This is a genomic window from Aneurinibacillus migulanus, from assembly GCF_001274715.1.
GTDB classification, from domain to species: domain Bacteria; phylum Bacillota; class Bacilli; order Aneurinibacillales; family Aneurinibacillaceae; genus Aneurinibacillus; species Aneurinibacillus migulanus.
Genome location: NZ_LGUG01000009.1, coordinates 64,528 through 81,404 on the forward strand (window position 1 = coordinate 64,528; position 16,877 = coordinate 81,404).

Consider the following 16,877-nt stretch of genomic DNA (forward strand, 5'->3'; position numbering starts at 1 on the left):
TTCCTTTGAGTTTCAGCCTTGCGGCCGTACTCCCCAGGCGGAGTGCTTATTGCGTTAGCTGCGGCACTGAGGATTGGTCACCCCCAACACCTAGCACTCAACGTTTACGGCGTGGACTACCAGGGTATCTAATCCTGTTCGCTCCCCACGCTTTCGCGCCTCAGCGTCAGTTACAGGCCAGAGAGCCGCCTTCGCCACGGGTGTTCCTCCACATCTCTACGCATTTCACCGCTACACGTGGAATTCCGCTCTCCTCTCCTGCACTCAAGCTTCCCAGTTTCAAGTGGCCCTCCACGGTTGAGCCGTGGGCTTTCACACCTGACTTAAGAAGCCGCCTGCGCGCGCTTTACGCCCAATAATTCCGGACAACGCTTGCCCCCTACGTATTACCGCGGCTGCTGGCACGTAGTTAGCCGGGGCTTTNCTCCCGTAGGAGTCTGGGCCGTGTCTCAGTCCCAGTGTGGCCGATCACCCTCTCAGGTCGGCTACGCATCGTCGCCTTGGTAGGCCGTTACCCCACCAACTAGCTAATGCGCCGCAGGCCCATCTGTACGTGACCAAAGGTCTTTCCCTTTCAGACCATGCGGTCTGAAAGAAGTATCCGGTATTAGCTCCGGTTTCCCGGAGTTATCCCAGTCGTACAGGCAGGTTGCCTACGTGTTACTCACCCGTCCGCCGCTAACCGCCGAAGAGCAAGCTCTTCATTGGTCCGCTCGACTTGCATGTATTAGGCACGCCGCCAGCGTTCGTCCTGAGCCAGGATCAAACTCTCCAATAAAGTTGAGAATGTGATGCCCACGGATGGGCAAACATCGGCGTTGCAACAGGACGTTGCGACGTTAGCCGATGATCCTTTATAGCTCATTACAAGCTAGCTTGCTTACTAAATCGAAAAGAAATCTTTTCGGGCCCCGCGAAAGTATTCGGCATTCGCTACAAAGCGACTCGTCACTTTCGTGGGTAATTTTTATATACTCGCACACATTCGAGTGTTACTGTTCAGTTTTCAAGGAACTTTTAAGCTCGTCTCTTTTTTTGTGAGACTTTTTATATTTTATCAAATCACCAAGCGTTTTGCAACATCTTTTTTAAGAAAAACTATTATTGTTGCTTTTCGCTTTTTTCGCGGCGACAAAAAATAATTTATCACAAACCACACATTTAAGTCAATACATTTTATAAAAAACATTAATTATTTATCACCTTGCAGGGCACATACCATAGCAACAACAGGTTTTACACATACACTTCTTTTAAAAATAACATTTGTTCAAAGGAAAAAGGGCGGATTTCCCACCCTTATTTACCTACCTGATTAAACATAGACTTTGCTATTTCTGCCATTTCTTCTACCGGTAAATCTCCAGACGACAGCATGTATTCTACCCCATCGTAATCCCAACGCAATGTTTTCTTAGCATCTCCAACCACCACACCAACCGTATAGCCTAAATCCACAGGTTCACCAGTCACTAGATTAACCGTGGTCGCCTTCGATTTACTTTCAATAAGATTAAACGGCCGCTCACCTTCATACTTCAAAACGATTTGCATGCCTTCTTCATCATTAACCTTCTCTATTCCTTTTAACGTTACACCTTTAGGCAAATAATTCGGTTCAATAACTCCAAAGCTATCTTCATGCTTCTTAGTTGTTGCTCCAGCTAATACAGGAACAGAATCCAGAATGGCAGCCTGCATATTTCGCTCTTTGTCAAAAGCATCTGCATCAAACTTGGGATTTAAATCGAACGAGCTATACTGCACAGTGACCATTGGATTCATATTTGTATCCATTACATCCACACGTACCGGCTCCAGTGATTTATTGAGCGTGATTTTCTGACTTGTCAGCGAACGATTTTGATAATCTGCCTTTACCTCAAACGTATATTGCTCACCTTCACCCTGGAATTTCCTCGCAGTGTCATTTACAATACTTTTCGCCAATGATTCGTATAAATACACTTGACCATGTTTCTCCGGCCACTCACTCTGAAAACGAAAGCTTTTGTTTAGATGAGGAGTTAGGACAAATACTCCCTCATTGTTACGCAAAATGATCTGCGTAATGTTCCGTTGCTTAGATGTTAAAGAAATGCGATAAAAATTCGGCTTTTTATACCATACTTCTACTTCATATTCTTGTGGCGCTTTTCCAGTCTGTACCGATAGAGAAGCTTTTGACTTATAGCCAGACATCTTCTCTACTTGTTTAGTCAAGTCCTGCGCTACATCTCCTGATGATTTTGGGCCGCAGCCGACAAGCGCCGAAAAAAGCAGCAGAAAAACAACGGATAATAAAAAAACTCGCTTCATCATGTTTCAACTCCTTCGTCTTTTTTCGACAAAGGAGGGCTCCCATGTCAATTTCCTGGGAAATCTGTAACGGATGAGCCGCTGGCAAACGACAAGCTTTTTATAGCCGATCCAATATTGTCAATGACATCGCCTGCCAATGTAGCATACATCGACTTCTCACCGCAAATCCTGCCAGCTATCCCATGAAGATATACTGCCAGTTGAATTCCTACCTCGATTGCTTCATCCTGGGCCACTTTCTGCGCGAGCATGCCCGCAAGCATGCCAGTCAGCACATCGCCTGTGCCTCCCTTTGCAAGCGCAGCCGATCCCATCGTATTAATGAATACTTTTCCATCTGGAGTAGCGATTAGCGTATACGTTCCTTTCAAAACAACATACACCTCATAATCCTGGGCAAACGACCGGGCATAACCTACACGGTCCCTTTCGATTTCAGCTACCGTGCAACCGCATAGCCTCCCCATCTCTCCCGGATGCGGCGTAAGGATGATCTGGCCTTTTTTTTCACGGAGAATGGAGAGATTTTCCGAGAGCAGGTTCAGCGCATCAGCATCCAGGACAAGCGGCACATCTACCATGTTGATGATTTTCCTAAGCCAGTTATTGCCGCCCTCCCATGTGCCCAAACCCGGTCCAATAGCAACAACATCAAACGAAGCGATTCTTTGTTTTAGCAGTGTGTAGCTTTCACGGGCAAAGTACCCTTCTTCTGCAGGCCATTCCCAAAAGACAGGTTCATTGATTTTACTGGCAACAATAGGCAAAGCCGGTTCAGGAACAGCTAACGTCAGCAGACCGCACCCTACGCGAAGCCCTGCAGAAGCAGACAAAACGGGGGCCCCAGTCATTTCTTTCGAACCGGCAAGCACGAGAGCGTGCCCATATGTTCCCTTATGGGAAAAAGAGCGGCGTTCAGGCAATTCTTTGCGTAATTGCTCTCCCGTTAGGACCATATCCCGTAATGCAAATTCATCGATAACCTGCAACGGAATAGAGATATCAGAGACAACAAGTTCACCAACATAGTCAGCACCTGGATATGAAAAATGACCCCATTTTGGAAAAGCAAATGTCACCGTTACAGCAGCCTGCACCGTATACCGAGCCACTTCCCCTGTATCGCTATTCACACCGGTCGGAATATCGACCGCCAGCACTGCTCCCGAGCAGTCTTTTAATTTTTCTAGAATAAACGGATAGGGGGAGCGTAACTCTCCTTTTGTTCCCGTACCTAGAAGAGCGTCCACAATTACCGTCGCCTGCCTCATATCCGTTTGTACCACTTCCCCGCCTTCTTGCGTCCAGAAATTCACGGCATATCCGCAGTTCTGTATCATCTCTAGCTGCCGCTTACAATCATCGCTTCGTTTCTCCACTTCTCCGAATAACCATACCTTCACGTCACGCCCTTTGTTAAGCAAATGACGTGCAATCACGAGGCCGTCTCCCCCATTGTTCCCCGAACCAGCTAACACAACTACCGCTCCAGTAGGCCATCGCTTCTCTATTTCCCTGACTACCGCTACTCCAGCATTCTCCATTAATACAAGGCTTGGAATTCCGATTTGCTCAATGGTGAACCGGTCAATGTCGCGCATTTGCTGCGCGCTCACCACGTACATATTAATTCCCTCCTTACCCGCGTTATATATGTATGTCCAACTTATTCCCGATATGCAGACAAGTCTCCGCGCATCTCCAGTATTACTTGCGCAACAGCATATTTCTCGCTATGCGAAATCGAAAGATGACAGACGCACCCTTTCTGCCCCGTAATACGTTCAAGCAAAGAGTCATCCATACAAACGTTCGGCTTCCCATTTTCTCCTGAAAGAACCTCAGCATCCTGAAATGAAAACACCTTGCCTATCCCCGTACCTAACGCTTTTGAAATCGCTTCTTTTGCCGCATACCGTCCAGCTATGAACTCAATCTTACGCATTTCTCCGATCGGAACGTTCTTCCGCTCCCGTTCCGTAAATATCCGGGCTAAAAAAGCGTTTTCCTGTCTGCTTATGATCTTTTGAATGCGCTCAAGTTCGATAATGTCGATCCCTATACCAACAATCATGATTTTTCCCTACCCTCATTTTTTTCCCATTATAAGCGATCAAAAACAAAAACAGGAATGAAAAGAGTCGTTTCAGAAAAAAAGAGAAAGGGTACTGCAACAATGGATATCACTTTACAATCAACATTGATTAGGAGGGAATCAGCATGGGAAAAAAAATTGCTATAGTACTCGGAAACTTATTCAACGAAGATGAATACATGAAGCCGAAGCAAGCATTTGAAAAAGATGGTCATGAACTCCATATTATCGGCTCAAAAGCCGGTCAAGAGTTAAAAGGCGAGAATGGAACTGGCACAGAAAAAATATATCATGCTGTTACAGATGTATCTGCCAGCGACTTTGATGCTCTGTTTATTCCCGGTGGCGTGTCCCCGGATAAATTACGTGCCGACGATAATATCGTCGCATTTACCAAAGCGTTCATCGCTGATAATAAACCGATACTGGCTATTTGTCACGGTCCTCAACTTCTCATTACCGCAGAAGGCGTAAAAGGCAGAACGATGACTTCCTGGAAAACGGTTCAAGTTGATTTGAAGAATGCAGGGGCCAATGTGAAGAACGAAGAGGTAGTCGTGGATGGAAACTATGTAACCAGTCGTATGCCGGATGATATTCCCGCATTTATCGAAAAATCACTTGAATTGTTAAAGTAACTGTATATACACATAAAAGCCAGTTCCCTTTTACAGAGACTGGCTTTTATGTTTAGTTATTCTGAATGTATTCTTTTAGACCCGCATATACAGCATCAGCAACCCGTTGCTGGAATTCCTCTGTCTGCATTTCTTTTGCCTCTGATGGGTTGCTTATGAAGCCAACTTCTATAAGAATAGCAGGCATCTTCGTGTACTTAATAACTTGAAAATTCGCTTTCTTTATCTTTCTGTCCGGGAAACCTGTTGCCTGAACCAAATGTTTGTGAATAGTGGAAGCATATCCTTTGCTTTTATCGCTATGATAATATGTTTCCGTACCTTTTCCAGAAGCTGAAGTGCTTGAGTTAATATGGACGGAAATGAAAAGGTCGGCGTTATTATCATTTGCGATGTTGACCTTCTCTGACAATTCCTGCTTAACACCTCGTTCAGTTAATTGCTTGTCCAACTCGCTGTCCCGCGTCATAATCACTTCAAACTTAGGATCAGCCCCCAGGTTATTCGCAAGATGCTGAGAAATTCCAAGTGTCAAATCTTTTTCCCGGGCATTATTGCCGGTCGCCCCCATGTCTTTCCCGCCATGTCCGGCATCGACAACAATTCTTACTCTTTGCTTTAGCGATAACGGACCCGTAGGATTCGGCTGCTGTGTAGTGCCATCACCGGGTGCTATGACAGGCGGCGGTTCTACAGGCTCAGTAACAACTGGAGGATTCGTTACAGGTGGAACGGACGGTTCAGGAGATTGAATATCCTTCAGCTTGACTTCAATCTTAGAAGCACCCTGCACCAGATCGTACTTGGCAGAACCAGCTAACTCCACTACCACACGTACAACATCAGGTTCAAACTGACTGAAGCGCACATTTTTTATGGCAGGATTCGTTCCCTGTCCTGGTATTGCCGAAGAAGCCGTAGCAAGCGTTGCATTTTGTACATCTACTACGATACGGTACGGATCATTCATGGTAAAGCTTTTCGCCTCAGTTTTTCCGCTCGTTTGAATAGATATAACTTGATCCGTTTGCTGAATGCTAGTTACTTTAACAACTTGGGGAGTTTCCGGTTTTTTTGGAGGAGGCGGTGTGGTCTTCTTGTTCAGAATGACACTCCTCGTTTTATTTTCCCAGTCAACTTCTGCCCCTAGAAGTTCTCCTACTGCACGAAACGGCAAAAACGTACGGTTGCTGATGATAACCGGAGCTACATCCAGCTTCTTCTGTACACCATTTACACGTGCAGTCTTGGAACCAATCGTCAATTCAATTTTTTTGCTTCCATCGACAACAGTGACCTTGCGATTCTTTCCATCCCAGCTTACCTTTATGTCCAGGCCTTCCTGGACGGTGTATACGGGGACAAGCGTCCGGCCGTTTACAAGTTGCAGCGGAACTTCGGGTTTGACCTTGCTTCCATTAATCAATAGTTGAATAGAAGGGTCGGCTGCCGCTTGTACTGCGGTGGAGAACATTCCCAGGAAAAAAACCAGAAATATCCCGAGTCCGCATAACGTCTTCCTCATCTGTTACCCTCTCTCTTTCTCTGTGATTTGGCGCAAGAAGGACTAGCTTCACCTACGCTTCGACAAAAAATTCCAAAACTATGTATCTAATATCGGAAATATTTTCTTTTATTGTACAACTTCCTCCAGAAAGAATGAACAATTTTTCCCTAAGAAAAAAGCCTCATCTTAACAAGATGGGGCTTTATCTCCATTAATACGCGGCTGAAGATATTCGAAAATGTGACAATAAATGACTTTTATTACTGCATATACTGGTACCGCCAGAATGACGCCCGCCACGCCTGCCAGACTTCCAGCAAACAAAAGCAGGACGATGATTGTCAGTGGATGAATTTCTAGATTACGCCCCATAATATGCGGCGTAATTATATTACCTTCAATCATTTGCACCACTAAGGTAACCAGAATCACCTTCAATATCATACCTGACGACATAGTCAGCGCTACAATAAGAGCGGGTATTACTGCAATAAACGGTCCCAGATATGGAATAAAATTAGTAAACATAGCAACGATGGCCAAAACCGCCGCATAATCCAGTCCAATGATAGAATAGCCGATAAATAGACAAATGCCGACAATGAAACTAACAGTAATTTGACCGCGAATATAATCTCCAATCGTCTCATCAATTTCCGACAACACACCGTCGATGTGCGCCCGTTTATCCTGCGGAATAAGGTATTTAATGAATTTCCAGAAGTTCCTTTCATCCCTCAGCATGTAGAAGAGAATGAACGGAACAGTAACAAGAGAAGCCATAGTGCTTAAAAGCCATGGAACCATCGCACCTGCGCGGTGCTTCATCTTCTCAACACTCGCATTCGCCATCGTGAATGCCTCGTTGATGATATCCTGCAAAAACGGTGACAGGTTTAACTTCATCCGCTCCCACTTCGCCAATTGCTCTGGTGCTTCCTTCATCATCATCGTGGCCTGTTCAAACAGATACGGGCGAACAAAGAAAAAACCTGTAATTAGCACTCCAATAATTACAATATACATAAAAGTAATGGAATATAAACGCTTAACCCCTTTTCGCTCCGCCCAGCGGATAATCGGTCGCAGAAGATAAAAACCTACACCGGCAACAATAAAAGGCAATGCAATCGCTCGAATAATGATGACGACCGGCTGGAAGATGAAGCTGGTCTGGTATAACATCCAAATAATCGTAAGAATAAGAAGTAAAATAATCCCCCTCATCAACCATTTGTTTTGTTTTGTCATATACGTCCTCTCCCGCTGCGATTTAAAATAAGTTCGTATATAGAAATTTACACTTTGTTTTTCTTCTTCAAACAAAAAACAGGCATCCTTTATTGAATGCCTGTCCCCTTCTTTATTTCTTACTCTGTGGTTTTTGTGCATCTGCTTCCGCTGCTTTCGAGCTTAAAATCATAATCTCTACCCGACGGTTTTTAGCACGGTTTTCAAGTGTGTCATTTGGGGCTATCGGATGATACTCACCATACCCTGCCCCAGACAGCCGTTCTGGTTTAATCTTGTATTCTTCGGATAGATAACGAACCAGATTCGTCGCACGGGCAGTGGACAATTCCCAATTGGAAGGATACTGCGCCGTGCGTATCGGCACATTATCCGTATGGCCTTCAATGCGTAAAGGGTTATTAATGGAGTTAATAAACGGGAACATGTCTTTAATAATCTTTTTTGCCTGCGGCTGCAATGTTGCGTCTCCGTTCGCAAACAGAACAGCTCCAGTAAAGGTAACATTAATTCCGTTCTGATCCATATTCACCATCACGCTTTTATCAAGCCCTTTAGATTTTGTGTACTGCTCCATCTTCTCTTTGATTTCCTCGAACCTTTCCTGTTCAGCGGCAATAGCATTTTTCGTTTTCGTTTTGCCAGTATTCTTATCTGTTGTCGGTGTCGCAGTGGAACCTGGAGCCGGCATAACGAGCGAGGAGCCGGAGCCGGTTATATCACTGAACGATTCCTTCAACGCTTGAAATTTCTGGGCATCTACTGCACTCATGGAGAAAAGAATAAGAAAAACAATAAATAGAAGCGTAACAAAGTCGGCGTAAGAGACAAGCCAGCGTTCTAGATTGACGTGTTCATCATGCTTCTGCTTCTTTCTGGACATTAATTTCTTCACCGCCTGCTTCAATATTGCGATCCGCCTCGGAAAGGAAGACAAGCAGCTTCTCGCGGAGCGCAACCGGGTTCATTCCCTGTTGGACACCAATAATCCCCTCAAGAGCGATAGTTAAATACAGTGATTCGTCCTTGGACTTTGCCTTCAGTTTTTCTGCAAACGGGAAGAAGAACAGATTCGCAAACGCCACTCCGTATAGTGTAGCAAGAAAAGCGGCACTGATGGACGGCCCGAGCGAGTGCGGCTCGTTTAAGTGCGTCATGATTACAACCATGTGCATAACCGTACCCATAATCCCAATGGTTGGACAATATCCACCTGCATTCTCAAAAATTTTGGCACCGCGCTGGTGACGAGATTCCATAGCTGAAATATCATATTCTAGCATTTCACCGATAACGGATTGATCAACGCCATCTATGGCGCTTCGCAGTCCTCTTGCAATGAATTTATTATCAACCTGCTCGATTTCCTGCTCAAGGGAGAGCAATCCTTCTCGACGCGCCTTGCCGGCCAATTCCTCCATCTGATTTACCAGACCAAGATAGTCCATTTTCTGCTCGGTAAACAGCTTTTTGAACAACTTCGGTACATTCTTCAATTCTTTCATCGGCAATGAAAGAGTAACGGCGCCAATTGTACCACCAAGAACCAGTACAAACGAAGATGCACTCCATAGCAAACTAAGATTACCACCGTCATAGAAAAAACCGAACGCCGCAGCAGCTAAAGCTATGGCAATACCAATAAGTGAGGCTAAATCCATTTGACATCCCCTATTTCTTTCTTTGGTAATTTCTATCCTTATTATTTCCCTTTAATATATATCGGCATAAACAATTCAAAATCAAGAAGATTTTTAGCGAATTTATTTCGCCATATTACAAAAAACAAAAAAAACGCCGTTACCGGCGCTTTTTCCTTCTATAATTATTCATTTTCTGTTTCTTCTATCGAAGTATGCTTTGCTTTTGCAATGAACGGGAGGGCCAAAATCGCAGCGCACATGGTTGAGGTAAATACCATCTCAGCAATGACAATCGCATTCCACATACCGTAACCGCTCCTTTTCAAAAATATAAAGATTCACACTATAACTACCATTATTTTACTCTATATGTCACAAAATTGTCAATAATTACGCAACCATTTTGACAAAAACAAGCAGAGAAATCTATTGAAAAATCAATACTTACTCATATTGGATGCCATTCACTTTCCACTTTCCGTCTTCCTTCACTAACAGTACAGTTTCTGTATGAGATGGCATTTGCCAGGGGCCTTCTTCGGCCGGATAATATTGCGATACATGAACTGTTCCTTCACTTATACTAATCTTTGTACGGTAATCCCACGAAAAGTCAGGAATAAATAAATACATATCATCTGAGCCCGGAACCCACCATACCGTTTCACCCTGTCTGTTTTTCTCCGATACAAGACGTTCCTGCAAAAATGCGCGAGAAAATTCTTCTGTCATATACGGCTGAATCCTCTCCAAGGCTTCCAGCCTTGTCATTGGTTCATTTAATGCGTATTGCGCATCAGCGGCCTGTCGCAGCAGAGAACGGATAACCTCTTTCTCTGGCATATTGCTTTGCGCCGCCAAAGCGAGGGAGCCCGATGTCGTCCCCGTTACCTGTATACCGGCTACCGGCATAAAGAAAATAGCAAATACGGTTGCAATCACTCCGACGCTTTTCCATACATATTGCATCGTGCAACACTCCTTTTCCAAATTTTTCACGGGACTTAATTCAGCGTATTGTTATAAAAATAAATTCATTCACAATTACTGTACTTTACCACTAAATTTTTTGATTCAAAGCCACGTTAATAAAAAAAGGACTTCCGGTACAAACCGGGAGTCCTTTTATACAAAACGGCTTCTTTTTTTCTTTTTCCACACATAGTAAGCTACCAGTGCCACTAAGGTAACAAGAACAGCCACATCTCCATAATGGAGATATGTTTTAATTGCCGTCCAGTTTTCTCCAAGGATCCACCCTACATAAGCAAGCATGGTACACCAGATAGTCGTTCCGACAAAGCTGTAAACAATAAAACGAAGAAACGGGGCACGGGCCATCCCCATCGGTAACGAGATGAATGTACGGATCGCTGGAAGTAAGCGGGTAAAAAAACCCACACTATCTCCATGCCGGGCTAACCAACGCTGTGCCCGCCTCACTTCATTCAACGGAAAAACATAACGTAATGGTCCTTCAAGCAAGTGACCGTACTTGTAGCCAATGATATATGCAATGATACAGCCTATCGTTCCACCAATACTGCCAGCAGCGATGGCAGCAAACAAACTCATCTCTCCTTGTGCAGCAAGAAAGCCGGCAAACGGCATAATCAGCTCACTCGGAATCGGAATACATGCGCTCTCAAAGAGCATTCCAAAAAAGACACCGGTATAACCCAGATAGTTGATAATAGCGGTAATCCAAGAACCGATGGCTTCAATTATCTCCCCCATAAGTTCGTCCCCCTTTATCAACTATCCTATACACGAAATCAGTTTGTAGAACCTTTCATAGCTTCTTTTTCATCGGCACCCGTTTCATCTGTCTGATTTTGCAGCGGATTCTCCAATAACTCTCTAATATACTCTTGAGTTCGCTCTGGACGTGGGTCGATTACTTGAGCGCCATTAACCGTCTTCTCACGCAAGATATTGGCAGGCGGAATTTGCTCAGTCTGCAAATGCGTCACATCCAATTTATACGTGAGATTAGCCAGGCGTAGCATATCGCTCGAACTCATATTCGTCGTTACGTATGGCGATACAGCTTCCAGCACGCTCGGAATTCTCCATATGCTCGTACTTTTTGTAGCCTGCTCAGCCAAGGCTTTTAGCAGCTTGCGCTGACGCTCCGTCCGGCTGAAATCCCCCATCTTATCATGACGGAAGCGCGCGTACTGCAGCGCTTTGCGCCCATCCAGATGCTGCTGCCCCTTCTTGAGAATAATATCGTAATAACCGTTCTCTTCATACAGATAGTATTCCATATCTTTTTCTACATACAAATCTACGCCGCCCAGCGCGTCTACCACTTTTTCAAAGCCTTTAAAATCGGTAGTTACATAATACTGAATCGGCAGTCCCGTCAAATTCTCTACTGTTTGCGCCATTAACTCAGGTCCGCCAACCTCGTATGCCGTATTAATCCGGCTCTTCCGATAACCCGGAATTTCCACCCAAGAATCCCGTAGAATAGAAAAGAGCTGCGCTTTTTTCGTCTCAGGATCAATGCTGGCCACAAGGATGGAATCCGAACGCGTTGACTCTTCGTTCTCCCGCTTATCGACACCCATCAACAGGATATTCACACGCTCCTTCCCTGTCCATTCCGGCAGAGACGTAGCGGTGCCCGGTTGCTGAATCTTCGACGTAAACGAATAAAAGGAATATGCGTAATAACCGCCAATTCCTATCGCACCCAATAGAAGCACAACAAAAACTACGCGCAGTATGCTTCTCAACACTCTCATCGAATCACAAAACACCCTTTCTTTACAGTGAGCAAAACACCATCCCCTATTATACCGTATCAGAATGTCTTATCACTACGTTTATTTCATGCTATGTACCCAATGTTTTCTTCAGTAGTATTTACTTGCACACTTCATCCTATATAACTCTCCTTATGATGCTGGCATATCCAGAAAAAAAGACAGGGCTTTGCCTGTCCCCTGTCATTTACCGTTTCATAAACTTATGAATTCTTTTTCCGCCTTAAAACTGATGAAAAATGAAATAAAAAAAGAGAAGTCCCAACAAAACCTTCTCTTTTTTATTTCATTGCTTATTTTTCAATATCGCCTGTCCAATCAAGCATGCCGCCGACCATATTTTTGACATGGTAACCGCGCTCACTCAGCCATTCTGAAGCCATGCCGCTTCGATTACCGCTCCGACATACCATAATGTATTCCTTATCCTTGTCCAGTTCATGTAGCCGTTCTGGAATCTGGTTCAACGGAATATGCTTTGCGCCCGGAACGCGCCCTGCCGCATACTCATCATCTTCTCTAACATCAATCAAGTGCAAGTTTTCACCTTGCTTAAGCCGTTCGTTCACTTCATGTGTTGAAACTTCACCATATACGCTCACGCTGTCGCCTCCTTCATAATACATGTTAATCTGTACAATCTTATTATACCTCTTATATACCTGTAAATAAGGTGAATGAAGAAAGCCAGGCGCTCAAACGCTGCATTTGTCCCGTATAAATTAGTACGCCCATAGCAATAAGAATCCAACCACTCACATTTTTGATAACAGGCATCCAACGGTTCAAACGGCGGATTGCCTTGACGGAATACAACATAATAAAAGAAATAATAAAGAAAGGGATGGCTAACCCGAGCGAATAAACGCTTAGCAGGAACATTCCGGTATTGACGGTTTCCGCATTACCGGCCAGAAGCAAAATCGACGACAGGGCCAGACCTACACAAGGGGTCCAACCTGCGGCAAAAGCCATGCCTAACAGAAGCGAAGAGAACCACTTGCCCGCCTGTATGCGCGACATATCGAACCGCTTCTCACGCGCCAAAAATCCGAGCTTCAGCCAACCTATCGTCTGAAAACCGAATATAACAATCAAAATACCGCTTAATTGTTCGAATAGCTCGCGATTCGACCGAAGGAATTGACCAAGATAGCTGGCCGTCGCCCCAAATATAACAAAGATAATGGAAAACCCAATAATAAAAAACAAGGAACGAACCAATAGAGTACCACGCCGGATAGCCAGCTTGTCATCCTGTACCATTCCTCCTGTCAAATGAGTTATGTATGCAGGAATCAATGGAAAAACACAGGGTGAAAAAAATGATATTAAGCCAGCAAACCAGGCGAAAGAAACGGATACAGATTGCTGCATATTACCACCTCTCTAAGCATTTTCGCACATTCGCTTCACAAAGTGCAATAAATGGAATTGCTTTTTACTCATTAGCCTCTGAGAGTTTCACCATCCCGCCACAATTCAGCTGGCAAACAACAGTTCAACTAGAAAGTATTGAATACTATCATAAATAACGAATTAAAGATGTTTCTCACTCTATATGTAGTCGTATGTCAAAATAGAAATACCTGAAAAGCAACTGCTATGGAACATCCGGTTCATTGTTCCGACATACAAATTCAATTTCTCTCTGCGGGCGTGTATCTACATCCAGGATGGTCTTCATAATCTTAATTGCGTTCCGGTTATCTTCTGCATAATTGGAGGCAATGCAATCCGACGGGATATACAGGTGAAAGTCACGCATATACGCGTCATTCGCTGTAAACAGTATGCAACTGTTCCCCGCTACTCCTGCCAAAATAAGCGTTTCTACCTTCAAATATGCAAGCAGCGTATCAAGCACTGTAGAATAAAATGCCGAATGCTTGGGCTTTAAGACAAAGTAGTCATCTTCATCCGGAAGCAATTTATCTACAAATGGTTTACCGCGTACTTTTTCGTTCGTAGTATGTGCTACCAATTTCAGAAAATCAGACTGCCACTTACCGTAATTATCATTCACATATATGACAGGAACTCCGGCCTCCTTTGCCCGTTTCCTCAGATCCACAATCTGATCTACGATTTCCATTGAATTTTTAAACAACAAATCCCCTTCAGGGTATTCAAAATCATTGATTACATCAATCAAAAGCAATGCTACTTTAGATATGTCAGGTACATTTCCGTGTAAATCTACATTTTTGGCCGGCATGTTCCCACTCCTTTGTCCGTCATAATTTCTTCTCTATAGCTTTTACCTCTCTGTCTTTTCTTACAAACAAACGTACCTATTCCATGATGTTTCTGCTTCATAATGTAAGAAGAAAAAGAGAATGGACACATATGCTTGCCTTATCCGAAGCTGGCACTGTATCATGAAATTATACTAAGATCTATATGGCATCTTTTCGACAAGGAGGGGGCTTAATTGAGTTCAGTACGGCAAATTGCTACATACCTTGTGGAGCATCATAAAGAAATCAGTAACTCTATCGTTGATGCGGTTATAAACGGCATATCCGCCCCTACTTCACCGGATGAAATCGAACGCGCAAGAGAAAACTTTTCCAAGTTATTGAATTTAACAGGAACATCGCTTCTTGCCTCTTCTGAAGAAATCGAAAAGGATTTAGTAGAATGGAGTCAAAAAGTAGGAGAACACAGCGTTCACAGCGGGGAGAAAATTGGCAAAACTCTTGAGGTAATTCCTCTTGTTCGTTCGACATTCATTCAGCGTATTGGTCAATTATGCATAGAACACGGTCTTCCTACAACCGAAACTCTTCAGGTTATCGAAAAACTTAACTATACGCTCGACATCGCGGTTAACGAGACAATGAAAGCATTTGATTATTTTAAGGATAAAATCATCAGTGCCGCTTACGAGGAAGTGAGTGAATTATCCGCTCCCATCGTTCCGATACTTCAAGGCATTGCGGTTCTTCCGCTAATCGGCTCGATTGATTCTCATAAAGCCAATCATATCTTACACAACGTCATTCCAAAAGTGGCAGAGCTAAAACTCAATTGCCTTATTATTGATTTTTCTGGCATTCATATCATCGATACAATGGTCACGGACCATATCTTCAAAATCCACCGTATTCTTCGATTGCTCGGCACCAAAGCCGTATTGACGGGGATTCGTCCCAGCCTTGCACAAACGGCTGTCGGAATCGGGATTGACTTCTCTTCTATTAAAACGTACGCTACCGTACAACAGGCACTTGAATCTACCCATAAACAGACAAAATAAATTCACATATATACTCTATTATGCAATTATGCAAAAAAGGCACGCCGCTCTGGGCATGCCTTTTTTTATATTTGTTGTATTTGACTTATGATTTTGCACTGAGCGCTTTCTCGTTCGCCACGCCACACCAATGCATGATGGTATGCGCCATGATTTCTGCACACTCAATCATGCGATCCAGCTCGATGTATTCATTCGGATAGTGCGCCATGCTTGTCACACCCGGTCCGAATACGATGGACGGCGTCTCGCCCACTTTGGTTAAGAGGCCGCCATCTGTTCCCCATGGAGAAGCTTCAATAACCGGGTCCTGCCCAAGAACAGTACGATATGAATGAATAAGATGATTCATCAGTTCATGATCGGAATCAATCATACCAGGTACCCACTGTGCGCCAAACCATTCAAGTTGCGGTGGATGCTGCGCAAGCCATTCATCATCCAATGCCGCAAGCGCTTCAGCCATCGCTTGCTTTGCATCTTCCATTTCTTCCTCTGGTGCAACACCCATCCGTCCCTGTAGTTCTACCAGATCTGGAACGGAAGACGGCCATTCTCCACCTTGAATGGTTCCTACATTAATCGGAATCGGGATCGGAATACTTTTGTAAAGCGGATCAGTAATTTTATCGTTTCGTTCTTTTTCCAATTTACGAATCGCATCCACTACAATCATCGCTTTCTCAATTGCACTTACGCCTTCATAGCGTGTACCCCCGTGTGCCGAACGGCCTTTTACTTTAATCTTAAACCACATGGAACCCTGCTGTTTAGGGAAAATCTTCATCTGAGTCGGTTCCGGAATAAGCGCTGCATCCGCTTTATAGCCGCGCAGTACGGTGGAGAGTGTTCCGGAGCCGCCGCTTTCTTCTTCTACTACGCTTTGGAAGATAATATCTCCCTTAAGACGAACCCCGAGTTCCTTCAGGCATTCGACCGCAAACAGCATCGCTACGTTGCCGCCTTTCATATCCGTTACGCCGCGCCCGTACATTTTGCCGTTCTCCACCTTGCCGCTGAACGGATCGTCATCCCATTGTTCGAAGTCACCAGCAGGCACGACATCAATATGACCGTTCAGTATGAGCGACTTGCCACCGCCTTCTCCCTTCCAGATGCCCACTACGTTTGGGCTGCCTTCAAATGACGTACGCGGAGAGCAGAAGTATGGATGTTTGACTAGCTCTTCCCCTGCTGGCTCCCACACATCCACTTCTAATCCGAGCGCATCCAGCTTATCAGCGACAAGTTTCTGTGCCACCGCTTCTCTTCCCTGTACGCTCGGCGCCTGTACTACCTGAGCGAGAAAATCGACTGCTTCCTGCCGATGCGTCTGCATCCATTTCTTAATTTGCTCTTTCATCATTCTTTTGGCACCTCCCTGG

17 protein-coding genes and 1 other annotated feature are annotated in these 16,877 nt (G+C 44.4%); of the genes, 2 read left to right on the forward strand and 15 right to left on the reverse strand.

The features are described 5' to 3' along the window. Positions 1 to 778, reverse strand: a sequence feature (16S ribosomal RNA rRNA prediction is too short). 521 nt (positions 779 to 1,299) lie between these two features. The 3 genes from AF333_RS27510 to acpS are packed head-to-tail and all read right to left on the reverse strand — an operon-like array spanning position 1,300 to position 4,396. Next, positions 1,300 to 2,322: an outer membrane lipoprotein-sorting protein gene (locus AF333_RS27510; protein WP_235356583.1), complete on the reverse strand. Its 1,023-nt coding sequence runs from the start codon at positions 2,320 to 2,322 to the stop codon at positions 1,300 to 1,302. Positions 2,323 to 2,366: 44 nt separating this feature from the next. Next, positions 2,367 to 3,947, reverse strand: a complete 1,581-nt coding sequence (locus AF333_RS27515) for an NAD(P)H-hydrate dehydratase (protein WP_043064309.1) — start codon at positions 3,945 to 3,947, stop codon at positions 2,367 to 2,369. Positions 3,948 to 3,988: 41 nt separating this feature from the next. Next, on the reverse strand, positions 3,989 to 4,396 hold the full coding sequence (gene acpS / locus AF333_RS27520; protein ID WP_043064310.1) for a holo-ACP synthase: 408 nt from the start codon (positions 4,394 to 4,396) through the stop codon (positions 3,989 to 3,991). A 146-nt stretch (positions 4,397 to 4,542) separates the two neighbouring features. Here acpS and AF333_RS27525 point away from each other — a divergent pair, with 146 nt between their 5' ends. Further along, positions 4,543 to 5,055 (forward strand): type 1 glutamine amidotransferase domain-containing protein, encoded by a 513-nt coding sequence (locus tag AF333_RS27525; RefSeq protein ID WP_043064311.1) that lies wholly within the window; start codon positions 4,543 to 4,545, stop codon positions 5,053 to 5,055. Positions 5,056 to 5,107: 52 nt separating this feature from the next. On the opposite strand, the gene AF333_RS27530 is transcribed toward AF333_RS27525, so the two are convergent. From AF333_RS27530 to AF333_RS27575, 11 genes are all read right to left on the reverse strand, one after another. Continuing rightward, positions 5,108 to 6,580 carry an N-acetylmuramoyl-L-alanine amidase family protein gene (locus AF333_RS27530; protein WP_043064312.1) on the reverse strand — a complete coding sequence of 491 codons (1,473 nt, stop codon included), beginning with the start codon at positions 6,578 to 6,580 and terminating at the stop codon, positions 5,108 to 5,110. A gap of 168 nt (positions 6,581 to 6,748) precedes the next feature. Beyond that, on the reverse strand, positions 6,749 to 7,813 hold the full coding sequence (locus AF333_RS27535; protein WP_043064413.1) for an AI-2E family transporter: 1,065 nt from the start codon (positions 7,811 to 7,813) through the stop codon (positions 6,749 to 6,751). A 112-nt stretch (positions 7,814 to 7,925) separates the two neighbouring features. Continuing rightward, positions 7,926 to 8,696, reverse strand: coding sequence for a flagellar motor protein MotB (locus AF333_RS27540; RefSeq protein WP_043064313.1), 771 nt, complete (start codon positions 8,694 to 8,696; stop codon positions 7,926 to 7,928). Continuing rightward, on the reverse strand, positions 8,671 to 9,474 hold the full coding sequence (locus tag AF333_RS27545; protein WP_043064314.1) for a flagellar motor protein: 804 nt from the start codon (positions 9,472 to 9,474) through the stop codon (positions 8,671 to 8,673). Before AF333_RS27545 ends, AF333_RS27540 begins: the two co-directional genes overlap by 26 nt. Positions 9,475 to 9,638: 164 nt before the next feature. Continuing rightward, a complete protein-coding gene (locus AF333_RS37030; protein WP_255322290.1) occupies positions 9,639 to 9,761 on the reverse strand; it encodes a hypothetical protein in 123 nt (40 codons plus the stop codon). Between the two features lie 139 nt (positions 9,762 to 9,900). Beyond that, positions 9,901 to 10,425: a DUF3993 domain-containing protein gene (locus tag AF333_RS27550; RefSeq protein WP_043064315.1), complete on the reverse strand. Its 525-nt coding sequence runs from the start codon at positions 10,423 to 10,425 to the stop codon at positions 9,901 to 9,903. Positions 10,426 to 10,581: 156 nt separating this feature from the next. Continuing rightward, positions 10,582 to 11,193, reverse strand: a complete 612-nt coding sequence (locus tag AF333_RS27555) for a DedA family protein (RefSeq protein WP_043064316.1) — start codon at positions 11,191 to 11,193, stop codon at positions 10,582 to 10,584. Positions 11,194 to 11,231: 38 nt separating this feature from the next. Continuing rightward, positions 11,232 to 12,209: an LCP family protein gene (locus AF333_RS27560; RefSeq protein WP_043064317.1), complete on the reverse strand. Its 978-nt coding sequence runs from the start codon at positions 12,207 to 12,209 to the stop codon at positions 11,232 to 11,234. A gap of 314 nt (positions 12,210 to 12,523) precedes the next feature. Next, entirely contained in the window at positions 12,524 to 12,832 is a 309-nt protein-coding gene (locus tag AF333_RS27565; RefSeq protein ID WP_235356584.1) for a rhodanese-like domain-containing protein, read from the reverse strand. A 52-nt stretch (positions 12,833 to 12,884) separates the two neighbouring features. Further along, positions 12,885 to 13,607, reverse strand: a complete 723-nt coding sequence (locus AF333_RS27570) for a cytochrome c biogenesis CcdA family protein (RefSeq protein ID WP_043064319.1) — start codon at positions 13,605 to 13,607, stop codon at positions 12,885 to 12,887. Between the two features lie 226 nt (positions 13,608 to 13,833). Further along, positions 13,834 to 14,406, reverse strand: coding sequence for a cysteine hydrolase family protein (locus tag AF333_RS27575; protein WP_200894927.1), 573 nt, complete (start codon positions 14,404 to 14,406; stop codon positions 13,834 to 13,836). A 258-nt stretch (positions 14,407 to 14,664) separates the two neighbouring features. Between AF333_RS27575 and AF333_RS27580 the strand changes: the two genes are divergently transcribed. Further along, on the forward strand, positions 14,665 to 15,492 hold the full coding sequence (locus AF333_RS27580) for an STAS domain-containing protein (protein WP_043064321.1): 828 nt from the start codon (positions 14,665 to 14,667) through the stop codon (positions 15,490 to 15,492). Positions 15,493 to 15,577: 85 nt separating this feature from the next. Here the strand turns inward: AF333_RS27580 and AF333_RS27585 are convergent, their stop codons facing one another. Continuing rightward, the gene (locus AF333_RS27585; RefSeq protein ID WP_043064322.1) at positions 15,578 to 16,858 is read right to left on the reverse strand and encodes a peptidase; all 1,281 of its coding nucleotides are present in this window, start codon (positions 16,856 to 16,858) and stop codon (positions 15,578 to 15,580) included. Between the last annotated feature and the right edge of the window lie 19 nt (positions 16,859 to 16,877).